Below are 21,517 nucleotides of genomic sequence, written 5' to 3'. Positions count from 1 at the left end.
GCTTCACGGAAGGCGCGCGCCCCCTTCCCTCCCGCGTACAGGCCCACCATGAGGGCCGCGGGCGCCAACTGCCGCGTGGCCTCCTCGTACTCGCCCCTGGCGAGGGAGGCCCCGCCCTGCGCCGTCCCCGCCGCCAGGTGGTAGAAGCCCAGCGGCACGCCGAAGGTGAGGGAGTCAAAGGACGCCAGGGCCACGTTGCCCGGCGCGAAGGCCCCCAGGTACTGCGCCTTCTCCACCTCCTCGTACGCGGCCCGGTAGGGCGGAGGCAGTCGCGGGGGCAGCGCGGACGCGTCCACGCTCCGGCTCCCACCGACGAGGGGAATGGAGGCCGCGACGTCGTCCGCGGCCCGTCCCAGCCCGCGCGCGATGTCGCCCGCGCGGAAGTCCCGCTCCGGGAAGTCAGCGAGGGCCATGCCCCGCTGCTTCAGCTCGTCGCGCACCACCTCCATGGCCCCCAGCGCGCGCGTCAGCAGCTTGTCGCCGGCCAACAGGCGCAGCAACTGCCGCACCTCGTCGTCGTGGGTGGTGTGCAGCACGAAGAGGGCGAGGACTTCCGCCTTGGCCAGGCCGTGCCTCTCCACGGAGGTGGAGAGGAAGGCCGCGCGCTTCCGCAGCAGGACGAGGACCGCTTCGGCCTCCAGGGGGCCCAGGGCGCCCAGCCGGACGGCATTCCAGTCCGAGAGGGCCTCCACCAGCCGGGGCATGTCCGCCCTGCGCTGCAAGGCCAGGAAGGCCGCTGGCGTGGGGCATTCGAGGAAGGGCGCCAGCACCTCCTCCTCAGCCAGGTGCGGCCAGCCGGAAGGCACCTCCCCGCACGCGCCCACCACACGCAGGGGCGTCGTCTCGCCTCCGCCGGGGCTCGTGGGGGACGACATGACTCGCCGGCGGTGCAGGAGCGGCCCGGCTTCGGCCTCCTCGTCGTCGGAGAAGTCCTCGGACCCGTCGTCCTCGGGGAGACTCACGACGGCACCGCGCCCAGGGGCCGCCATGGGCGTCGGGCCCGCTCCGGCAGCCAGGGTGCCTCCAGGACCCGCCCGAGAAGGCAGCGAGGCACAGCCCGACGTGAGCAGCGCCAGGGCCAGCGCCAGCAAGGCGCCACAGCGAAGCAGACGCTCAACGCGCATCATCCAGCCCCAGTCCCACAGCCGCGAAGGCCCCTCCTGGGAGGGGAACAGCAGCAACAGGGCGACGGTCCAGTGCCAACGGGTGAACATCAACGCCTCCTGTGAAAGGCCACGGCATAGGTCGAAGGAGAGGGCTCAAGGCGCTGCGCGACCACCAATCACCGGGAAGCGCGCATAGGCCCGCTGGAGCGCGTCCAAGTGGGCGGGGTTGTCGAGATCGAGCGGCGCGTCAGTGAGCTGCACGACCCACCCACCCGACAGCGTTCCACGCGCCCGCGTGAGCAGGTCCGCGTCGCGCGAGGGGTTCGGGAACCCGATGGCCCGCGCGGCAGCCGCGGACCAGTAGTTCAGCCATCCGAGGTAATAGGGAGTCTCGGGCGAGCGGATGTGCTCGAACAGCTTCAGTGCGGGCAGGCCCCGGCGTGGCGACGGCGGCCCTTCCAGCGTGGGTGCTGTCTGATACGCGATGTCCACCGCAGCGTCGTGTGGCGTCGCACGCCCCCAGAATGCGCGTGTGCCCTCCGCTACTCGCTCCAGCATCTCCGCCGCCGCAGCGATGACCGTCGCATCGAGCGGCAACTTGGCATGGACTTCGAACAGGGCCTGACCGCCAGGGCTGAAGAGCCCCGAGTTTCCTCTCCCCATCACCGTCACGGGGTAGCTCTCGTCCCCGTTGCACACCAAAGGGAAGCCCCCGTCCTTGATCCTCTCTACGATCCATGCGTCGCGCTGTGGCAACGCAGCAAGCCGTCGCCCTCCGGTAACTCTCCACTCCAGACGCAAGCCGGGGAGCGCCTCTTCCATCCCATGAACGGCAGCGAGCGTCCGCTTGTCCTCACCCACGAGCGCAGGCGCGTAGACGGTTAGAACGAGGCGATTTTGGGTGGTCATCGTTTGCATCCCGTGACGACGATCCTGAGGGAGGGAACAACAGCGAGCAGCACTTCTTTGTGCGCTTGGGTGCTCACTCCAATGACGAATCCAAAATACATGTCGAATTGATGGGTCTTGATTTCCCAAAGCACACGCACGCCGACTTGTAGCGCGTCAACCCATATTCCGTTCACGAGCACGTCCATGCCGGAGTAGTGGTTCGGCGGAAACCTGTCGGCGCACTCGTTATACGAATCAACTCTTCCCGCGTGCGGCACCAGGACGGGCCTGCACTCCGGGCGTCGCTCTCGGTCCAGTGGCATGGTCGAGCGCGTGACAGGACCTCTCCACAAGCACGGCCCATTTGTTGGATGCCTCCCGCACCACGCATCGCCCGCCATCAGCCCACGGCAGCGTCGCCGCTCTCTGAAGATTGGCGACCCTCGGGCTCCCGGCCGCCGACTCTTTCGGCTCAGTCGTCGCGCAGGCCGCGAGAAGCAGCAGGAGTGCGACACGGGTTCGGAGAAGCATGGCCACGTCCTTACGGAAGGGGTTCTGCTCGACAGCGGGGGGCACGGAGCGCGCCCGAGTCTGGCAGCGTGGCCCCTGGAGAGCCAGCCCCGAACGCGTCCGGTTCGAGTTGCCGCAGCTCAGCGGTACACCTTTCTACTCCAGAGAAACACGCTCCCGTCGAGCGGCACGCTGTAAGTCGCGACCCGCCTCGTCGGCAGCAGGTACGGGACGAGCAGCTCGCACTCCAACCCACCAGGGTGCCCTTCATCCAGTACGGCTCCAACGTCCGCCCGGCACCGACCGCTATCGCTCGGCAGTCACGCTCACGACCCGACTTCACATGCACGTCCGGTCGGTTTGCATGCCCGGGGCATCCCCACTCGTCGGCGACCTTCGCGGTGTGGTGCTTCGGGAGCATCTTCGCGAGTTGGTGGCCGTGCCTCATGCGCAGGAGCCCCCGTTTGAGGGGCTGAGCTATCACAGGAATCCACTCGACCCTGAGCCTGTCGAAATCAAGATTGACTCGATACCCGTGCTTCCCGAGGACCCGACTTCCGCACTCCGCGATGACCAGAATCTCTCGCTTTTGATGACCGCCAACAAACCCACTCCCCGCGTTCACGGGGAGCGACGGCCGATGCTGCGCGACTCGCACGAGAACGAGGTTTCAACCCACGCTCCCCGCGTTCACGGGGAGCGACCGCCGACGACCTGCTGTTCAGTGTCGTTCCCCGCGTTTCACCCCACGCTCCCCGCGTTCACGGGGAGCGACCCGGGGCAACCGCTCGCCGCGCTCGTCACGCGGGTTTCAACCCACGCTCCCCGCGTTCACGGGGAGCGACCACACCCTCATGCTCATCCCCGCCGTTGTGGATGCGTTTCAACCCACGCTCCCCGCGTTCACGGGGAGCGACCTTCCTCTTCCCAGAGGCGCCCTTCTTTGGGCGGTTTCAACCCACGCTCCCCGCGTTCACGGGGAGCGACGACCCTACCGCCGGTGAGCGCGCCATCGCGAGACACGTTTCAACCCACGCTCCCCGCGTTCACGGGGAGCGACCACGAGCAGCTTTGTGCCCAGGCTCCAGTCCGAGTTTCAACCCACGCTCCCCGCGTTCACGGGGAGCGACCTGGCGCGTCGTCGGAGCGAGCGGCACCCGAGGTTTCAACCCACGCTCCCCTCGTTCACAGGGAGCGACGGGTGTGGCCACACGAGCACTGCGCATCAGCGGGTTTCAACCCACGCTCCCCGCGTTCACGGGGAGCGACCGCCTCGTATTCCTCTCCCTCGTAGTCGAAGTCGTTTCAACCCACGCTCCCCGCGTTCACGGGGAGCGACGTATCGCTCGTACAGCTCTTGCTGCTCATGGTGGTTTCAACCCACGCTCCCCGCGTTCACGGGGAGCAACGTCGCGCAACATCGGCGCGACCGTCTCTTTCGAGTTTCAACCCACGCTCCCCGCGTTCACGGGGAGCGACAAGCTCCGCGCCAGGCTTCACCGTGAGATTCCTGTTTCAACCCACGCTCCCCGCGTTCACGGGGAGCGACCCCACGCGAGGGAGGCCACGCCCCTCCGGGATGAGGTTTCAACCCACGCTCCCTGCGTTCACGGGGAGCGACCAGACGGAGATACCTGGGCGCCCTGGCGTTTATGTTTCAACCCACGCTCCCCGCGTTCACGGGGAGCGACCAATGCAGTGCCGGACCCTCTGTCCTGGGCCTGGTTTCAACCCACGCTCCCCGCGTTCACGGGGAGCGAGCGGTGGGGAAGCGGGCCACCACGGGCGCCAACGAGTTTCAACCCACGCTCCCCGCGTCCATGGGGAGCGACCATGAGATTGCCATGCTGGCCGAGCCGCTGGCGGTTTCAACCCACGCTCCCCGCGTTCACGGGGAGCGACTTCAACTACGGCCCCCAGGGACAACCACGAAGTGGTTTCAACCCACGCTCCCCGCGTTCACGGGGAGCGACCTGCCGCCTGGACCCAGGCTGACAAGCTCTTCTGGTTTCAACCCACGCTCCCCGCGTTCACGGGGAGCGACTGTTGAAGGACGCCGAGCCCAGCTTCCGGGCGAGGTTTCAACCCACGCTCCCCGCGTTCACGGGGAGCGACGACGAGCGCCGAAAGGCGAAGAAGCCGAAGCCGAAGTTTCAACCCACGCTCCCCGCGTTCACGGGGAGCGACGGAGGACGCTGCAGAGCGCCGGGCTGGAGCTGCAGTTTCAACCCACGCTCCCCGCGTTCACGGGGAGCGACCACGGGCCTCCTGCGGTCTTTGCCGCATGTTTCGTGTTTCAACCCACGCTCCCCGCGTTCACGGGGAGCGACCACCTGCGCCGTGAGGGACGCCTTCGTCTCCGTGTTTCAACCCACGCTCCCCGCGTTCACGGGGAGCGACTTGAGGCGCGTGGCAAGCGCCTCGGCATCTACGGTTTCAACCCACGCTCCCCGCGTTCACGAGGAGCGACCACCACCTCGCCGCGCGTGGCCAAGGCGATGTTCGCGTTTCAACCCACGCTCCCCGCGTTCACGAGGAGCGACAAGGTGCAGTCCGTCGCCAAGAAGATCCAGACTCGGGGTTTCAACCCACGCTCCCCGCGTTCACGAGGAGCGACCAGCCAGGGTCCCCCCAGTAGCCGCCTTGGCCCGGTTTCAACCCACGCTCCCCGCGTTCACGAGGAGCGACGTCGTTCTGCGCCGCGTCTGCCATATCCATCTCCAGCGAGTTTCAACCCACGCTCCCCGCGTTCACGGGGAGCGACGGGTGGCGTCGTCCTGGCGCGGGAGCCCGAGCAAGTTTCAACCCACGCTCCCCGCGTTCACGGGGAGCGACCGTCCGGGCTCGGCGGCGCTCTCCTTCGAGAGATAGTTTCAACCCACGCTCCCCGCGTTCACGGGGAGCGACTGCCCAGCGGCGCGGCCTCCATGTCGCGCAGTCAGTTTCAACCCACGCTCCCCGCGTTCACGGGGAGCGACGAAGGCCACGGTGCTGCCGAACGAGGACTACGAGTTTCAACCCACGCTCCCCGCGTTCACGGGGAGCGACTGACGACGTCGCGTTCATCGGGCCGCAGCTCGAGGTTTCAACCCACGCTCCCCGCGTTCACGGGGAGCGACTGGAACCCGCGTGCCGTTCGTTGACAGCCAGGGTTTCAACCCACGCTCCCCGCGTTCACGGGGAGCGACGACCAGCAGGGGCAGCCCAGCGTCGGCCTTGAAGTTTCAACCCACGCTCCCCGCGTTCACGGGGAGCGACGGCATCGGCCGTCTTGAGCTCGCCGACCGACCGGTTTCAACCCACGCTCCCCGCGTTCACGGGGAGCGACAGCGTCGCCTGCGGGCGCTGCGGCTGCTCGTCGGGTTTCAACCCACGCTCCCCGCGTTCACGGGGAGCGACGGAAGCCTGGGTAGGTGGGCAGTGCAAAACCCAGTTTCAACCCACGCTCCCCGCGTTCACGGGGAGCGACGCAGGACTGTCCCCCGTGGTTGTGCGCGCTCAAGTTTCAACCCACGCTCCCCGCGTTCACGGGGAGCGACCACGAGCAGCTTTGTGCCGAGCGACCAGTCCCAGTTTCAACCCACGCTCCCCGCGTTCACGGGGAGCGACACCCGGCCTCGCGCGACGCGGCGTTGAGGTGGGGTTTCAACCCACGCTCCCCGCGTTCACGGGGAGCGACCCACATGCAGCAGTGGGAGGGGCTCCATTGAGGTGTTTCAACCCACGCTCCCCGCGTTCACGGGGAGCGACCGGATCCGGGTCACTAACGCTCTCGATGTAAAAAGTTTCAACCCACGCTCCCCGCGTTCACGGGGAGCGACTTCATGGCTCGGATGTACGCCGAGCGCGTTGACGGTTTCAACCCACGCTCCCCGCGTTCACGGGGAGCGACATCGGAGCGCTGACCGAAGTAGATGGTCACGTTGTTTCACCCCACGCTCCCCGCGTTCACGGGGAGCGACCCCGCCCCACTGTCGCGCGAGCTGGGCGCCTGGTTTCAACCCACGCTCCCCGCGTTCACGGGGAGCGACTGGTGTGGCACGACATCCTGGACGGGTACTCGGTGTTTCAACCCACGCTCCCCGCGTTCACGGGGAGCGACGTAGTACCCCGCGCCCAAGAGCAGCAGCAGCGGGTTTCAACCCACGCTCCCCGCGTTCACGGGGAGCGACTGCCCATGCCCGCCGCTCCGATGACGAGAACGATGGTTTCAACCCACGCTCCCCGCGTTCACGGGGAGCGACGTCACGCTCGGCCCTGGATGCTTTCGCGACGTAGTTTCAACCCACGCTCCCCGCGTTCACGGGGAGCGACACGAGGCCCACCTGAGCACCGCCGCGACGTGGGCGTTTCAACCCACGCTCCCCGCGTTCACGGGGAGCGACGTTCCTGGGGCACAAGTCGCCGGCCACAACGCGGTTTCAACCCACGCTCCCCGCGTTCACGGGGAGCGACCCCGCGGGATGGCGGGAACACCATCCTGCACAAGTTTCAACCCACGCTCCCCGCGTTCACGGGGAGCGACCTACCTCTTCGCGCTGCCTAGCTTCGCGGTGAGGTTTCAACCCACGCTCCCCGCGTTCACGGGGAGCGACTGGGTCTACGAGGTCGTCGCGTGGGGCGCAGGGTTTCAACCCACGCTCCCCGCGTTCACGGGGAGCGACACACCCCGTGGCCGTTCTCACCCAGCAAACTGACAAGTTTCAACCCACGCTCCCCGCGTTCACGGGGAGCGACGCCTCTGCTCTCGCGTCAGGGAGCGGCGCTGGAAGTTTCAACCCACGCTCCCCGCGTTCACGGGGAGCGACTCGGATTTGCATTGTACTGATGGGCTACCGCTGGTTTCAACCCACGCTCCCCGCGTTCACGGGGAGCGACCACGCGGCTGTGGTCGAGGTGACGCGCAAGACCATGGTTTCAACCCACGCTCCCCGCGTTCACGGGGAGCGACAGACCACGCCTACGAGGAGTTGGCGTGCCACCTGTTTCAACCCACGCTCCCCGCGTTCACGGGGAGCGACAAAGTGGTTGAGGGGTAGTTGACACGGCGAAAGGTTTCAACCCACGCTCCCCGCGTTCACGGGGAGCGACTGGCGCCCGGCAGAGGCAGCCAACCGAGAGGAGCAGTTTCAACCCACGCTCCCCGCGTTCACGGGGAGCGACCTGCTGGCCAACCTCCAGTTGGCCCACGAGGCCATGTTTCAACCCACGCTCCCCGCGTTCACGGGGAGCGACACACCTGCCCGGCCACCAGCAGCGCAACGAGGGGTTTCAACCCACGCTCCCCGCGTTCACGGGGAGCGACACCCAAGGCAGTCTGAAAGGAGCAGCACCATGACGTTTCAACCCACGCTCCCCGCGTTCACGGGGAGCGACCCAGCACCGGTTTCCCGGCGTTGGTGTTGCGCATGTTTCAACCCACGCTCCCCGCGTTCACGGGGAGCGACGTTGATGCTGTTGACGTCGAGCGCGACGATGGTCCCGTTTCAACCCACGCTCCCCGCGTTCACGGGGAGCGACTGCACTGCGGCTGCTCAGCCTGGAGGCTCGGGCGGTTTCAACCCACGCTCCCCGCGTTCACGGGGAGCGACCGTCAACCCACCAGTCTTTGCCGTCCCTGACGTGTTTCAACCCACGCTCCCCGCGTTCACGGGGAGCGACGAATGCTCCGGACGGTGGGCGGAATCGACTGGGTGTTTCAACCCACGCTCCCCGCGTTCACGGGGAGCGACGCGCTGCCGAAGCCGGACGTGTACGGCGTGGAGCCGTTTCAACCCACGCTCCCCGCGTTCACGGGGAGCGACTGCCCTCGTGAGGCACGAAGTGGTCCTTCTCGTGTTTCAACCCACGCTCCCCGCGTTCACGGGGAGCGACTCAGGCGTCATCGCCTGAAGCGCCTCGTGCTCTTGGTTTCAACCCACGCTCCCCGCGTTCACGGGGAGCGACGCACGACGTGGCTCAACGAAATGCTCGCCATGGAGTTTCAACCCACGCTCCCCGCGTTCACGGGGAGCGACGCCTCAGTTGCTGCAATCTCCTCGGGCGTCATCGGTTTCAACCCACGCTCCCCGCGTTCACGGGGAGCGACACCACCGCTTCCGCGCCCGCGAGCGGGACGGAGGTGTTTCAACCCACGCTCCCCGCGTTCACGGGGAGCGACGAGACGTACTACTCGGCCGAGTACACGCTCAAGTTTCAACCCACGCTCCCCGCGTTCACGGGGAGCGACGGCGCCACTGACTGGAGACGAGCATGGCCAAGGCGTTTCAACCCACGCTCCCCGCGTTCACGGGGAGCGACCATGTCCACCGCGTATGACCGCGCCGCCCAGGAGTTTCAACCCACGCTCCCCGCGTTCACGGGGAGCGACGCACGCGCAAGTGCCCGAATTCACTGGCACTGAGTTTCAACCCACGCTCCCCGCGTTCACGGGGAGCGACCTTCACCGACGTGACGGCCGGGGTGGACTTCATGTTTCAACCCACGCTCCCCGCGTTCACGGGGAGCGACATCTTCGAGCGGGTACAGCAGGCGAAGGATGCGTCCTGGTTTCAACCCACGCTCCCCGCGTTCACGGGGAGCGACCGCCAGCGGGTCGGCCTTCGCCGCGCGCTTCTTCTGTTTCAACCCACGCTCCCCGCGTTCACGGGGAGCGACCGGACCGCGTCCAGGGTGGCACCGTCGCGGATGTTTCAACCCACGCTCCCCGCGTTCACGGGGAGCGACCCAGCGCACAAGGTCGTAGAGATGGTCCCACTTGTTTCAACCCACGCTCCCCGCGTTCACGGGGAGCGACCGTAGGCCTTCAGCCCGAAGCCACCATCGCTGACGGTTTCAACCCACGCTCCCCGCGTTCACGGGGAGCGACCGCACAGCCAGCCCCGGCGGAGCAGGACACATCGTTTCAACCCACGCTCCCCGCGTTCACGGGGAGCGACGAAAACCGAGGGCCGCGCGCTTATCCGCTTCCCGTTTCAACCCACGCTCCCCGCGTTCACGGGGAGCGACAGCGACGTCCGCACCACCGGCGGCGACTACAACGTTTCAACCCACGCTCCCCGCGTTCACGGGGAGCGACGTCACCGACGGCAAGCCCGGCGCGGCCACCATCGTGTTTCAACCCACGCTCCCCGCGTTCACGGGGAGCGACGAGGGCTACACGCGCAAGGGTCGGCGAATCATCCGGTTTCAACCCACGCTCCCCGCGTTCACGGGGAGCGACCGCATGACGCAGGGGGTACGCCATGGCGAACGAGTTTCAACCCACGCTCCCCGCGTTCACGGGGAGCGACCTGGTCTGGCACGACATCCTGGATGGGTACGCGGTGTTTCAACCCACGCTCCCCGCGTTCACGGGGAGCGACAGTGGCGCGCGTCGTCACTGCACACCCAGAGCTGTTTCAACCCACGCTCCCCGCGTTCACGGGGAGCGACGACCTGCTCGCGGAGATGCGCGGCGACGTGGCGTTTCAACCCACGCTCCCCGCGTTCACGGGGAGCGACGTCTTCGACCACTGACTTCGGTTCCCCGTCTCGTTTCAACCCACGCTCCCCGCGTTCACGGGGAGCGACCCATGGCGTAACCCCCGGCCCGCGCAAGCAAAGGAAGTTTCAACCCACGCTCCCCGCGTTCACGGGGAGCGACCCACGTCAGCGGGGAAGCCCGGGCGCTCATTGACGAGTTTCAACCCACGCTCCCCGCGTTCACGGGGAGCGACGACGCTGGGCCTGGAGGCGTCCATCCAGAATGGGTTTCAACCCACGCTCCCCGCGTTCACGGGGAGCGACGCGTGTCCCCGGCATGGCGCACGGCCTTCACCTTGTTTCAACCCACGCTCCCCGCGTTCACGGGGAGCGACCATTCCATCCGCGTTGACGACGTCGGTGTCATTCTCGTTTCAACCCACGCTCCCCGCGTTCACGGGGAGCGACCCCGCGCTGTGACGCCTTCCCGCCGCTGACTCCCTGTTTCAACCCACGCTCCCCGCGTTCACGGGGAGCGACGCCCGTCCCATGTCTCACCCGCAGCACGAGAGGAGTTTCAACCCACGCTCCCCGCGTTCACGGGGAGCGACCGCCTCGAATTCGTCGGAGTCGTACTTGCCGGGGAACGGTTTCAACCCACGCTCCCCGCGTTCACGGGGAGCGACCACGCAGCACCCCACTCGAAGCACCCGAGAGAGTTTCAACCCACGCTCCCCGCGTTCACGGGGAGCGACTGCAGGTCGTCACGCCCTCAACGCCAGGGAACCGTTTCAACCCACGCTCCCCGCGTTCACGGGGAGCGACGGCAACCCCTTCATCGCGGCGGCGAAGTTCAAGGGGTTTCAACCCACGCTCCCCGCGTTCACGGGGAGCGACCGTGGCCATCCACGGCGCGGTGCTGGCGGACGAGTTTCAACCCACGCTCCCCGCGTTCACGGGGAGCGACATCATCCCCATGTAGGGGCTGAGCACCTGCTGGTTTCAACCCACGCTCCCCGCGTTCACGGGGAGCGACGCCCGTCTTCCCTGCAGCCAGCGCCCGGCCCAGTTTCAACCCACGCTCCCCGCGTTCACGGGGAGCGACACGGCAACGCCGGGGTCAATGATTTTCATGAAGCTGTTTCAACCCACGCTCCCCGCGTTCACGGGGAGCGACCTTGCACCTGCTGGCCGAGCGGCGCGGCGGCCTGCATGTTTCAACCCACGCTCCCCGCGTTCACGGGGAGCGACAGGTGCTGTCAGCCCGGCCCAAGTCCCACGAGGTGTTTCAACCCACGCTCCCCGCGTTCACGGGGAGCGACCCGTCGCCGGGTCCACCTGCTCGGGGACGGCGGGTTTCAACCCACGCTCCCCGCGTTCACGGGGAGCGACTTCACGGCTGCCCTGTCTTCGCTGCTGAGTCCCTGGTTTCAACCCACGCTCCCCGCGTTCACGGGGAGCGACGTCCGCGTCAAAGACGTCGGCCATGGAGGCACAGTTTCAACCCACGCTCCCCGCGTTCACGGGGAGCGACCCCACCTCGGCTATCCGCCCAAGGAGCCCCACACCGTTTCAACCCACGCTCCCCGCGTTCACGGGGAGCGACTTCTGAGGAGGTCCCCTTGAACACCTGCAAGCCGTTTCAACCCACGCTCCCCGCGTTCACGGGGAGCGACGTGCTTCCTCGCTTTCTTCACAACGAGTACCACACGTTTCAACCCACGCTCCCCGCGTTCACGGGGAGCGACACGCACTTGCTCGGCTCGTGCTCGGGCTTTGGCGGTTTCAACCCACGCTCCCCGCGTTCACGGGGAGCGACTTCCTGGCTGTCTCCTCCGAGTTCCAACACCACAGGGTTTCAACCCACGCTCCCCGCGTTCACGGGGAGCGACAGCGGCAACTACGATGACTCGGGGCTTCCTTTTTGTTTCAACCCACGCTCCCCGCGTTCACGGGGAGCGACCCTCTGCCACCTTGGCCACACAGGCGAGGTAGCGGTTTCAACCCACGCTCCCCGCGTTCACGGGGAGCGACAGGGACCCTCCATCCCGAGGGCAGTCACGTAAGTTTCAACCCACGCTCCCCGCGTTCACGGGGAGCGACCAGTTCCGCGTCTCGGGAGAGGTCCGGAGGCGTGTTTCAACCCACGCTCCCCGCGTTCACGGGGAGCGACCTGGATGTTGCGCTTCGCGCGCGCGTCCGAGAGGTTTCAACCCACGCTCCCCGCGTTCACGGGGAGCGACCCCGCCTCTCCAACATAGCGTTCTGACTACGGAATCCGGCCGGATTTCGCGAACCGGCCCTCGCCGCCACGAAAGCGCCCCGCCGTTCCTGCCGCCCACGCCCCCAACCCACTGATTCTATTCGGGATTTCAAAGAGCGCGAACCCTCGACGGAGCGCACACCGGGAGCGGTTCGCGGAGGCCTACAGGACCAGAGGCCCCTCGACGTCCAGGGGTGCCCTGGCGCCGTGATGCTCCGTCTTCCGGGCATCATCCTCCGACAGGAAGTAGAAGCGCAGGCTGTCGCATTCCGCGTCAAATACGCCGAGCAGGCGAGCGCGCAGGACGACCCAGTCCTTGGGCTCCAGGACACACTCGAAGACGGAGTATTGCACTCGTACGCCATGGTCCCTGCAAGCCCGCGCAAGCTTGCGCAGGCGCCGAGGCCCCTGGGGGTCCGACACCCGCACGTCGTAGCAAATCAACACAGTCAAGCTACGCATCAGCGCATCGCGAAGGGAGGGTAGCCGTCCAGCTCTCCCCGAAGGTGGCGCGCCAGCAGCAGCGCTTGCAGGTGAGGCGCCATGCCCCAGGTCGTCTCCTGCCCCAGGAACGCGTGCCGCACGCCCACCTGCTTCGCCTCCTGGTAAGCTACGAGGAACGTCTTGCGCGCGGCGTCCTTCAGCAACACGGCCCCCGCCGACTCCGTGCGGAAGTCCCCGGGCTTCAGTTGCCCCCGGTTCACCAACGAGAAGACGAGCCGGTCCACCACCGGCGCACGGAACTCCTCCATCAAATCCAGCGCCAGCGACAGGCGCCCCGGACGGTCCTCGTGCAGGAACCCCACGGCGGGGTCGAGCCCCACGCCCGCGAGCGCCCCCGCGCAGTCCTGCGCCAGCAGCGCATAGCCAAACGAGAGCATCGCGTTCAGCGGGTTCCTCGGCGGCCGGCGGTTGCGACCATCGAACTCGAAGCCCTCGGCGCTCTTCTTCAGCAGCGACGGAAAGGCCTCGAAGTAGTCGCGCGCCGCGATGCCCTCCAGCCCCCGCACCTGCTCCAGGTCCTCCACGCGGCCCAGAGCGCGCAGGTGCTCCGACAGGCGCCGCGCCGTCCCCGACAAGGCCTCCTGCCGCTCCGGCGCCGCGTCACGTCGCGCGTGCAACACGAACTGCCGCGCGTTCCCGAGCTTCCCCACCACCAGCGCCCGGGAGATGGCCACTGAGCGAGCGACATCATCCGCCGCCCGGTACTGCTGCCGCCGCAACAGGACGTTGCCGCCCGGCACCCCCTCCACCCGCGCCAGGAAGCGCCCCGTCATCCCGAAGAAGGAGACATGGATGCCCGCCTCCAGGCAGCTCTCCATCAACTCCGGCGTCAGCCACGCGCGCGTCAGGCACACCACCGAGCGCAGGTGCCGCAAGGGGACCTCCGCCTTCTTCTGCTCCTGCACCGTCACCACCACGCACTCGCCTTCCTTGTTCAGGCGAGTCCCCTCGGCGGTGATGAACAGCGTGTTCAACGCGGTCGTCATGCGTTCCTCCGTTCAGCCGTCCTCGTCCATCCACCGCGCCAGGAAGTCCTGGGCGCTCCGCTGCCCCGCCGTCACCCCCGGGAGGCACAGCGGCTCCAGCGAGCACCCGTCACACCGGGGCGCGCGCGCCACGACAGGGACCTCCTGCCGCCGCAGCACCTCGTGCATGCGCGCGATGGCGTCCTCGGTCCGCTGGCGCAGCCGCGCGTCGAAGGGCACCGCCTCACGCTTGTGCTCCGTCCCGTAGAAGAGCGCCCCCTCCGGGATGTCCACGCCGTGCATCTCCTCCAGGCACAGCGCCTGCGCGCAGAGCTGCACGCGGTCCGCCTCCCCCGCCTTGCGCCGACCGCGCTTCACCTCCACCGGATAGGGCCGCCAGCCCACCCCGCTCGCGTCCCGCTGGTACTCGACCAGGTCCGCGCGCCCGGACACACGCAGCCGCTGCGAGCCCAGCAACACGGCCCGCTCCACCCGCCGCCCCGGACGCGCGTCATGTCCCGGCAGGTCCACGCGCTCGTGGAGCAACCGCCCGGAGGCGGTGTTGACGTCCTCCCGCCATTGCCGCTCGACGTGGATGAGCGCCGCCTGCCGCTCGCAGTACAGCAGGTGCTGGAGCGCCGACAGCGCCACCCACGTCTCGCGGTCCGCGCTCATCCCACCAACTCCAGCACCTCGATGCCCTGAGGCAGCCCGGCCTTGTCCACGCGGACCTCGTAGTCGGAGAAGCTCCGAGCCGGCTTCTCCGGCTGGGTGCGCGCCGCATGGACGCGGTCGAACAGCGCGTGCGCAGGGGAGTTGCCCAGCTCCGAGCCGTGCTTGAACACCACCACCTTGCGCATGGACATCAGCCCCCGCGCGGCGCTGCGGTCCAGCTCGAACATGTGCGTGAAGGACTGGAAGAGCAGCTCCAAGTCCTCCGTGCCGAACCCCGTCTGCTTCGCCAGGTGCGGCGAGACGAAGCCGTGCGCGCGGTAGAGCGCGTAGGGCACGGTGTTCTTCCGGCCCATGGTGCGGTTGTCACCGCGCTGCTTCTCGGCCTCGGCCTCCGTCGCCACGGCCATGCGGGTGATGGAGTGCTCCTGCGACACGATGGGGTCCACCGAGCGCGAGAAGGTGAGCTGCACCGGCCCGCGCACCTGCCCCGCGTTGGGTCCCGTGGACATGACGGCGCCGAAGGTGCGGACATCGAAGAACGTCTTGCACATCCACGCGCGGCCCCTGTCCACCTCGGAGCCCTGGGCCTCACCATCCTTGGTCCGCTTCTTTCCGTCCTCCGGGCGCGCGGGCTTCTCGCTCAGGTCGATGCCCAGGCCCTTGTACGCCTCCGCGATGCGCTGATTCAGGATGGCCTTCTCCTTCACGAAGATGTCCAGCCCCGGCTTGCCCTCCTGCGTGAGCAGGATGAAGTTGCGCACCTTGCGCTTGAGGCTCACGTCCGTCACCAGCCCGTGGCCCGTCTCCGCGTCGATGCGGGGCAGGTTTCCGGCGTCGGGGTCTCCATTGGGGTTTCCATCCAGCACGTCGAAGAACAGGACGAAGTCGTGGCGCTGCTTGAGGTCGGTCATGGCGCTTTCTCTGGGAATGGGGTGAAGACGGGGGAACGTCAGGAGATGGACGCGTCGGGCTCGCCAGGAGCCGGCGCCTCGCGCTTGGTGAAGAACGCCTCGCGCTGGTGGTAGTAGCCGACGGCGAAGAGGCCCTGCGCTTCCAGGTCAAGCACTGGCGGGAACGGCCGCTGCGAAGGAAGCAGTGACATCACCTCCCCCTTCGTCCGCTCCAGCCACCTGCCGTTCTCCGCCGCCTTGGAGGCGTGGTGGACGGAGAGCTGGAGCAGCCTGGGGAAGACGGTGACGGGGTTGCGAGACGCGGCGCCGAAGTAGCGGTCGCGGATGGTGGCGTTGAGGTCCTTCAGCGCCGCGCCCTGCAGCCGCTCCATTACGGCGAAGAGGCGGCCGAGCACATAGGGCTGCGAGGCGTTGTTCTTGTCCAATGACACGGAGACCTCCAGGGGAGTGGTTCCACTTCGAGGGAGTCGCAGCAGGGTGGCTTTGATGAGCGCGACGCGGAGCCGCAGTTGTTCGCGCTCGAACCGGTCGTCGGAGGGCGGCAGCCGCAGCCGGTCCAGCGCGGACGTCAGGAGTTGGCGCGGGAAGGGCTGTCCTCGCAGCGCCGCGCCCAGCATCCGCGTGGCGACGTCCGGCGACAGGCCACGCCCCGAGGGCGCCTCCACGGCCTTGAGCAGGCGATAGACGGGGATCGGCTTCGCGGGTGCCTGCCCGATGCGGAGGTCATCGAAGTAGCGCCGGATGTTCCGCTTCACCTCGCCCACGCTGGACACGAACCAGTCGCGCACGGCTACGCGGCCCGCGTTGCTCGCCAGCGTGACGGCATAGAAGGCGTGGTCATCCAGTTCGCCTGGCTCCAGGCCGTGCAACGGCGACTCCGCGAAGCGCTGGAGGTCCTCCTCCGTCGGGTCCATCCACGACAGCAGCAGGCTCTCTTCAGACGCGGACGCGCGCGTCCAGAACACGAGCACCGAGCCGTCCCCCAATTGAATGCCCTGCCGGAAGCGGCGCTGCTCCGTCCCACGGAGCATGTCGTTGAGCGCCAGCACGTAGCCCAGCGCCGCCTCCTGGGAGACGGGGGCGTTGTCCCCCTGCTCCAGCCCGTGCGACGAGAATGCGGGCGCGTTGAAGGACACCAGTGAAGCGCCCGCCGGCTGAGCCTCCGGGACGTTCTTCAGCTTGGGATGGGTGACGGCCACCACCCCCTCCAGCCCTGTCACCAGGCACCGCGCCGTCCGCCCCAGCGCGCGCTTCTCTCCGGAGCGCCGCTCCCAGCAGGCACGAATGGCCGGGTTCTGATGCACGGGCACGGTGGCCTCACCGACGACGAAGGCGAGCAACTCGGAGCCCGTCCATTCCTCCGCGTCGCGAGCCGCCAGCACCTTGCTCCGCTCGGCCTCGTTCGAAAGGAAGGCCTCCACGGCCCGGGCCTCCGGGTCCTTCGTCTCTGCGGCGACCTCCCGCACCGGCTTCAGGAAGGCCTCCAGCCGGGCCACGCGCTTCTCCACGCCTCCAGCCTTTGTCTTGGGCGTGCCCTTCTCGTAGGCGAGGACGTACTTCGGGTTGTCCGCGAAGAAGCCCGCCGCGATGTTTGCTGCCCGCTGCGGCAGCCGGGGAATCGAGAGGGGCTTTCCCCGCCCGTCCTCTCCCGCGGTGCTCTCCAGCGTGACGAACTTCCCCGCCGCGCTGATGCGGATGAAGAAGTCCACGGGCTTGACCTCGTACAGCAGGTCGTCGGTGAGCCCGCGCTCACGGGCGAAGTCGTTCAGTGCCGTCAGCATCATGGGACACCTCCGCCGAGCACCTGCGCCCGAGGCGGCACGCGCAACACCCCATCCTCCAGGAACGCCTGGAAGAACTCGGGGCGCACAGGCTCACCGGGCACGTCGAAGACGAAGTCGTAGAACATGAGCCCCAAGGGCCGCCGCCCGCTGCCCGCTTCGTGCGGCAGCAGGCCGTCCTCGGCGGGCTCCACCCGGGCCGCGAACTCGCGGCAGCCCAGGTAGGGCGCATGGAAGAACTGGCCCCGCTCCAGGCGCCGCTCGAACATGTCCTCGAACTTGCGCGCGGTGTCCTCGGGCCCCGCCTTCCCGGGCACCAGGGTGAAGGACGCGGTGATGACGTAGTCCACGTCCCGCAGCGCCACCGTGTTGCGCTGGGCCCGGTCCTCGTCCGCCGCGTAGTCGAACCTGCCCACCGTGGCGCGGCTGTTGACCTCGTTGCGGCGGAAGCTGGTCCACTTCACCGGCGCGAGCACGGCAATCTCATGGATGTGCCAGCGGATGGCCGGCTTCCACAAGATGGCCTCCAGCACGCCACGCGCCGCCGAAGGCGTCATCACCTCGTAGCTGACGCGCTCCGCCTTCATCTCGGGCCGCGTGAAGCACGCCACGGGCCCCTGGGCCCTCACGCGAAACCGCCTGCCTGCCGTCGCTGTCATCCACACCTCCTGATGCGTGTCTCAGCCGGGAATGAGGAAGGACGGGTCGAGGATGCCGACCCGGTCCAGGAGAAGACCGAAGCGCCCTTCGTACGCGGACGCGTGCTCCGGCCCCAGGTACGCCACCGTCTCCGCCGCGAGCCGGGCCCACTCCCGCGCCAGCCAGGCCTCCCGGACCTTGCGGGGGACCGTCACCGTGAAGCGTTGCAGCGCGCGCAGCCGATCCCGTGAGGGGCCTCTCTGGCGCAACTCCTCCAGGAGCGCCTCACAGCCCGCGAAGGGCACCACCACCGACGCGCTCCAGTCGTCCTCGACCAGCTTGAAGGCCTTGGACACCGCTTCGAAGCAGAGCTTTGCCCGCAGGTCCTGGATGCCCTTCTCGTCCAGCTTGCGGGTGGCATAGAGCCGCTCGAAGTAGCGCTGGAAGCTCTCGGGCGCGAACAGGTCCAGGTCGGGTGCCTGCTCCAGCAGACCGCGAGTCACGTCCTGGGCGGCGCGCGGAACGCCTCGGGGGGGCTGGGTCTCGGGTTCGTAGACGCGCAGCTCGCCGAGCCCGTCCAGCACCCCCTCCCGGTTGCACCGGCCCGCGGCCTGGGCCAGCGAATCCAGTCCTCCCAACCCCCGGAAGACGACGCGGAAGTCCAGGTCCACGCCCGCCTCGACGAGCTGCGTGGCCACCAGTCGCACCGGCTCCCCTCGCCGCTTGCGGGCCTTGATGCCCGCGAGCACCTCCGAGCGATGCTCCGGGCACATCAGCGCGGACAGGTGCAGCGTGTCCTGATGCCCCAGCCGCGCGTCCACGAGCTCGCAGAGCCGACGCGCGTCGTCCCGCAGGTGGACCACGGCGAGGACGTCCCGCTCGGCCGCCACGGCGTCGGCCAGCTCGGTGTAGGGGAGCTTGCGTCCCAGGGTGGGCCACCGCACCCGCACCCGGCGCAGGCGCTCGAAGGCGCGCACCGAGGCCGGGACGATTTCACGCGCGTCCGGCAGTCCCTCCTGGAAGTCCGGGCGGCGGCCCAGCGCGGGCTGCGTGGCGGTGCAGATGACCACGGAGCAGCCGTAGTCCTTCACCAGCGCGCCCAGGCCATCCAGGATGGGCGCCAGCAGCGACGGCGGCAGCGTCTGCGCCTCGTCGAGCACGATGACGCTCCGGGCCACCCGATGCAGCTTGCGGCACGCCGACGGGCGGCGGGCGAAGAGGCTCTCCAGGAGCTGCACCGTGGTGGTGACGATGACGGGCGCATCCCAGTTCTCGCTGGCGACGCGGTTGAGCGGCGTCTCCTTCCCGGGGTCGACGGCGGAGTGGTGCTCGATGACGGCGTGCTCCAGCCCCTGGAAGGCCTGGCGGTACACGTCCGCGCTCTGCTCGATGATGGACGTATAGGGAATGGCGACGATGACGCGCTGGAGCCCATGCCGCCGCGCGTGCTCGAGCGCGAAGGCCATGGACGTCAGCGTCTTGCCCCCGCCCGTGGGCACCGTGAGGCTGAAGACGCCTGGATGCAGGGACGCGGCCTCCACCGCGGCGGAGAGCACCTCGCGCCGCACCCGGTTGACCTCCGTGTCCGGGGCCTCGCGCTGCTTCTCCTCCAGGAAGCCACGGAGGCGTTCGGCGAGCTGAGACAGCGTCACCGGCACCTGGCGCCCCGCGCCCCGGCTCGCGTCGAAGAAGGCCTCCGTGTCCAGGAAGTCCGCGTCGCACAACAGCGAGAAGAGCATCCGCGTCCAGAGCTCCAACCGGAGCGGCTCGAGCCGCAGCAGCGCGCCCGGCTCGAAGCCGAGCGGTCCGTCCAGCAAGGCGGGGACATCACACCGAGCCCTCGCGTCCGCGAGCAGCGCCTGCTTCTCCTTGCGCCCCAGGCGATCCTTGAACGCCCCCAGGTCCGGCAGCCCCGCGTGGTGCCCGGCAATCGCCAGGGCCAGCGGGAGCAAGCGGGGGTCCCGGCTCAGCGCCCAGAGCGCCCCGGCCGTCGAGTGGTCTCGCTCCAGCGCGCCCTCTTTCTCCAGGTGCGCCTCGAAGCCATTCTCCGCGCGGATGCGATACCAGAAGTCTTGTGTGTACTTGCCCAGGTCATGCCAGCGCCCGGTGGCCAGGGCCGGTGCACGCAAGTCCTCGCGCGGCGCCAGCCTCGCGGCCCACTGCCCCACGGCTTCCAGGTGCTCGCGCAGCAGATGAGGACGGCCCGCTTCTGTCACGTGCGCCAAGGGCTCCGCCGTCACCACGCGTGGCACGGCGGACGGCTCCGGACGCCCGAGGTCCTTCGTCATGGCGCTCCCCCCACCGACCCCATGTCCGGCCGTACAAGCGGACATGCGCGTCTGCATTCTGGTTTCCGTCGGGTGACTGGCACAAGGTGCCTTGTCCTACGAACGCCCGGAGCGCGCGCTCCCCCCACGGTGGTATGCCCGAGCGCGAGGAATGCGGGCAGGCTCCCGGCCACACGGGCCGCGCCCCATGGGTGTCATCCGTGTGAGCCGCAACGAACGCCCGGGCGGGTAGCCGCCGACTCGGCAAAGTCAGACATCCGCCCAGGTGTTCACTCTCGGCAGTCCGGCGGGCGGGCCTTGCACACCAGTCGCGGCCTTTGACGCATTGCGATTAAGTTGCGCGCCATGAACCGCGAATACCACCGCTGGTACAGCGAGCGACTGCGCCGCGACATGGAGTTGCTCATCTTCGGCCACTCGGGTGAGCCCGTGCTCCTGCTGCCGACGAGCAAGGGCCGCTTCTTCCAGGCCGAGGACTTCGGCCTCATCGGCGCCATCGCCGACCGCGTCCAGTCCGGCCGGTACATCGTGGTGTGCCCGGACTCGGTGGATGAGGAGTCCTGGTTCAACACCGCCATCCACCCGCATGAGCGCGTCGTCCGCCATCAGCAGTGGGAGGACTACCTCCTGCACGAGGTGGTGCCCCTGCTCAAGAGCCGCGGCACCGGCGGGCGCCTCACCCTGGCCGGGTGCAGCTTCGGCGGCTTCCATTCGTACAACATCGGGCTGCGGCACCCACACGTCTTCCGGCGCCTGCTGTCCATGGGCGGCAAGTTCGAGACGGACGAGTTCCTCGACGGCCACCACGACTCGGACGTCTACTTCCACTCATGCACGGAGTGGCTGCCCAACCTCACGGACCCCGCGCAGCTCTCCGCCCTCCAGCGCGTGGAGATGGTGCTGGCGGTGGGCGAGCACGACTTCTGCCGCCCCTCCAACGAGCACCTCTCCAACCTGCTGTGGAAGAAGGACATCGGCAACCACCTGGCCGTGTGGCAGGGCGGCACGCACGACTGGCCCGTGTGGCGGCAGATGATTCAGCAGTACCTGCCCTGGTAGCCGCGCCGCGCGCCGCTACGCTTCAACTGGACGCAGCGCGCCCGCGCTCATCCGGTTGAAGCGCCACAGCAGCGCCACCGCCACGGTGACGAGGCCCGCGCACAGGCCCCACCAGATGCCCACCACGCCCAGGCCCAGCTTGAAGCCCAGCAGCAGCGTCAGCGGCAGGCCAATGGCGTAGTGCCCCACCATGTTGGCCAGGAACGTGAAGCGCGTGTCGCCCGCGCCGCGCAGCACGCCCGCGCCCACGCCCTGCACGCCGTCGAACACCTGGAAGACGGCGCTCACCATCAGCAGCGGCACCACCAGCGGCAGCACGTCCTCGGGCGCCCCCGCCAGCCGGGCCAGCGGCGTCGGGAACAGCGCGAACAACAGCCCGCCCAGCGCCATGAAGCCCGCGCCTCCCGCGAAGGCCATGAAGCCACTCAGCCGCGCCTGCCGCCCGTTGCGCGCCCCCACCG

11 protein-coding genes, 1 pseudogene and 1 CRISPR repeat array are annotated in these 21,517 nt (G+C 68.4%); of the genes and pseudogenes, 1 reads left to right on the top strand and 11 read right to left on the bottom strand.

Going from position 1 to position 21,517, the window contains the following annotated elements:
• The 10 genes and pseudogenes from G4D87_RS12365 to G4D87_RS12320 form a co-directional block, all read right to left on the bottom strand.
• Positions 1 to 1,214: pseudogene (locus G4D87_RS12365) on the bottom strand (hypothetical protein); the annotation flags it as partial.
• Between the two features lie 45 nt (positions 1,215 to 1,259).
• Entirely contained in the window at positions 1,260 to 2,015 is a 756-nt protein-coding gene (locus tag G4D87_RS12360) for a DUF5953 family protein (RefSeq protein WP_163782181.1), read from the bottom strand.
• On the bottom strand, positions 2,012 to 2,320 hold the full coding sequence (locus G4D87_RS40225) for a DUF6310 domain-containing protein (protein ID WP_371928531.1): 309 nt from the start codon (positions 2,318 to 2,320) through the stop codon (positions 2,012 to 2,014). Before G4D87_RS40225 ends, G4D87_RS12360 begins: the two co-directional genes overlap by 4 nt.
• 854 nt (positions 2,321 to 3,174) lie before the next feature.
• Positions 3,175 to 12,214: direct repeats of the CRISPR family, unit length 37 nt; unit sequence GTTTCAACCCACGCTCCCCGCGTTCACGGGGAGCGAC.
• Positions 12,215 to 12,396: 182 nt separating this feature from the next.
• Positions 12,397 to 12,696: a CRISPR-associated endonuclease Cas2 gene (cas2, locus tag G4D87_RS12350; RefSeq protein ID WP_240358211.1), complete on the bottom strand. Its 300-nt coding sequence runs from the start codon at positions 12,694 to 12,696 to the stop codon at positions 12,397 to 12,399.
• On the bottom strand, positions 12,696 to 13,724 hold the full coding sequence (gene cas1c / locus G4D87_RS12345) for a type I-C CRISPR-associated endonuclease Cas1c (RefSeq protein WP_163782176.1): 1,029 nt from the start codon (positions 13,722 to 13,724) through the stop codon (positions 12,696 to 12,698). The genes cas2 and cas1c overlap by 1 nt, the downstream gene beginning before the upstream one ends.
• Before the next feature lie 12 nt (positions 13,725 to 13,736).
• Positions 13,737 to 14,378, bottom strand: a complete 642-nt coding sequence (gene cas4, locus G4D87_RS12340; protein WP_163782174.1) for a CRISPR-associated protein Cas4 — start codon at positions 14,376 to 14,378, stop codon at positions 13,737 to 13,739.
• Positions 14,375 to 15,289: a type I-C CRISPR-associated protein Cas7/Csd2 gene (cas7c, locus tag G4D87_RS12335; protein ID WP_163782172.1), complete on the bottom strand. Its 915-nt coding sequence runs from the start codon at positions 15,287 to 15,289 to the stop codon at positions 14,375 to 14,377. Before cas7c ends, cas4 begins: the two co-directional genes overlap by 4 nt.
• 38 nt (positions 15,290 to 15,327) lie before the next feature.
• Complete coding sequence (gene cas8c / locus G4D87_RS12330) at positions 15,328 to 17,073, bottom strand: type I-C CRISPR-associated protein Cas8c/Csd1 (RefSeq protein WP_163782170.1); 1,746 nt, start codon at positions 17,071 to 17,073, stop codon at positions 15,328 to 15,330.
• A complete protein-coding gene (gene cas5c / locus G4D87_RS12325) occupies positions 17,070 to 17,729 on the bottom strand; it encodes a type I-C CRISPR-associated protein Cas5c (protein WP_176409960.1) in 660 nt (219 codons plus the stop codon). Before cas5c ends, cas8c begins: the two co-directional genes overlap by 4 nt.
• Before the next feature lie 21 nt (positions 17,730 to 17,750).
• The gene (locus G4D87_RS12320) at positions 17,751 to 19,997 is read right to left on the bottom strand and encodes a CRISPR-associated endonuclease Cas3'' (protein ID WP_240358210.1); all 2,247 of its coding nucleotides are present in this window, start codon (positions 19,995 to 19,997) and stop codon (positions 17,751 to 17,753) included.
• A gap of 345 nt (positions 19,998 to 20,342) precedes the next feature.
• On the opposite strand from G4D87_RS12320, the gene G4D87_RS12315 reads away from it, so the two are divergent.
• Complete coding sequence (locus tag G4D87_RS12315) at positions 20,343 to 21,056, top strand: esterase family protein (RefSeq protein WP_163782164.1); 714 nt, start codon at positions 20,343 to 20,345, stop codon at positions 21,054 to 21,056.
• 15 nt (positions 21,057 to 21,071) lie between these two features.
• On the opposite strand, the gene G4D87_RS12310 is transcribed toward G4D87_RS12315, so the two are convergent.
• Positions 21,072 to 21,517: MATE family efflux transporter (locus tag G4D87_RS12310; RefSeq protein ID WP_240358209.1), on the bottom strand; the 446-nt coding region annotated here is incomplete at its 5' end.

Origin of the sequence: Myxococcus vastator, assembly GCF_010894475.1 — a bacterium.
GTDB lineage: Bacteria > Myxococcota > Myxococcia > Myxococcales > Myxococcaceae > Myxococcus > Myxococcus vastator.
This window is presented reverse-complemented; position numbering and strand designations above follow the sequence as displayed.

What these genes read in the sequence shown, in the direction of transcription:
- G4D87_RS12360 (WP_163782181.1), bottom strand. Translation starts at nt 2,015, where the DNA reads ATGACCACCCAAAATCGCCTCGTTCTAACCGTCTACGCGCCTGCGCTC.
- G4D87_RS40225 (WP_371928531.1), bottom strand. Translation starts at nt 2,320, where the DNA reads ATGCCACTGGACCGAGAGCGACGCCCGGAGTGCAGGCCCGTCCTGGTG.
- cas2 (WP_240358211.1), bottom strand. Translation starts at nt 12,696, where the DNA reads ATGCGTAGCTTGACTGTGTTGATTTGCTACGACGTGCGGGTGTCGGAC.
- cas1c (WP_163782176.1), bottom strand. Translation starts at nt 13,724, where the DNA reads ATGACGACCGCGTTGAACACGCTGTTCATCACCGCCGAGGGGACTCGC.
- cas4 (WP_163782174.1), bottom strand. Translation starts at nt 14,378, where the DNA reads ATGAGCGCGGACCGCGAGACGTGGGTGGCGCTGTCGGCGCTCCAGCAC.
- cas7c (WP_163782172.1), bottom strand. Translation starts at nt 15,289, where the DNA reads ATGACCGACCTCAAGCAGCGCCACGACTTCGTCCTGTTCTTCGACGTG.
- cas8c (WP_163782170.1), bottom strand. Translation starts at nt 17,073, where the DNA reads ATGATGCTGACGGCACTGAACGACTTCGCCCGTGAGCGCGGGCTCACC.
- cas5c (WP_176409960.1), bottom strand. Translation starts at nt 17,729, where the DNA reads ATGACAGCGACGGCAGGCAGGCGGTTTCGCGTGAGGGCCCAGGGGCCC.
- G4D87_RS12320 (WP_240358210.1), bottom strand. Translation starts at nt 19,997, where the DNA reads ATGACGAAGGACCTCGGGCGTCCGGAGCCGTCCGCCGTGCCACGCGTG.
- G4D87_RS12315 (WP_163782164.1), top strand. Translation starts at nt 20,343, where the DNA reads ATGAACCGCGAATACCACCGCTGGTACAGCGAGCGACTGCGCCGCGAC.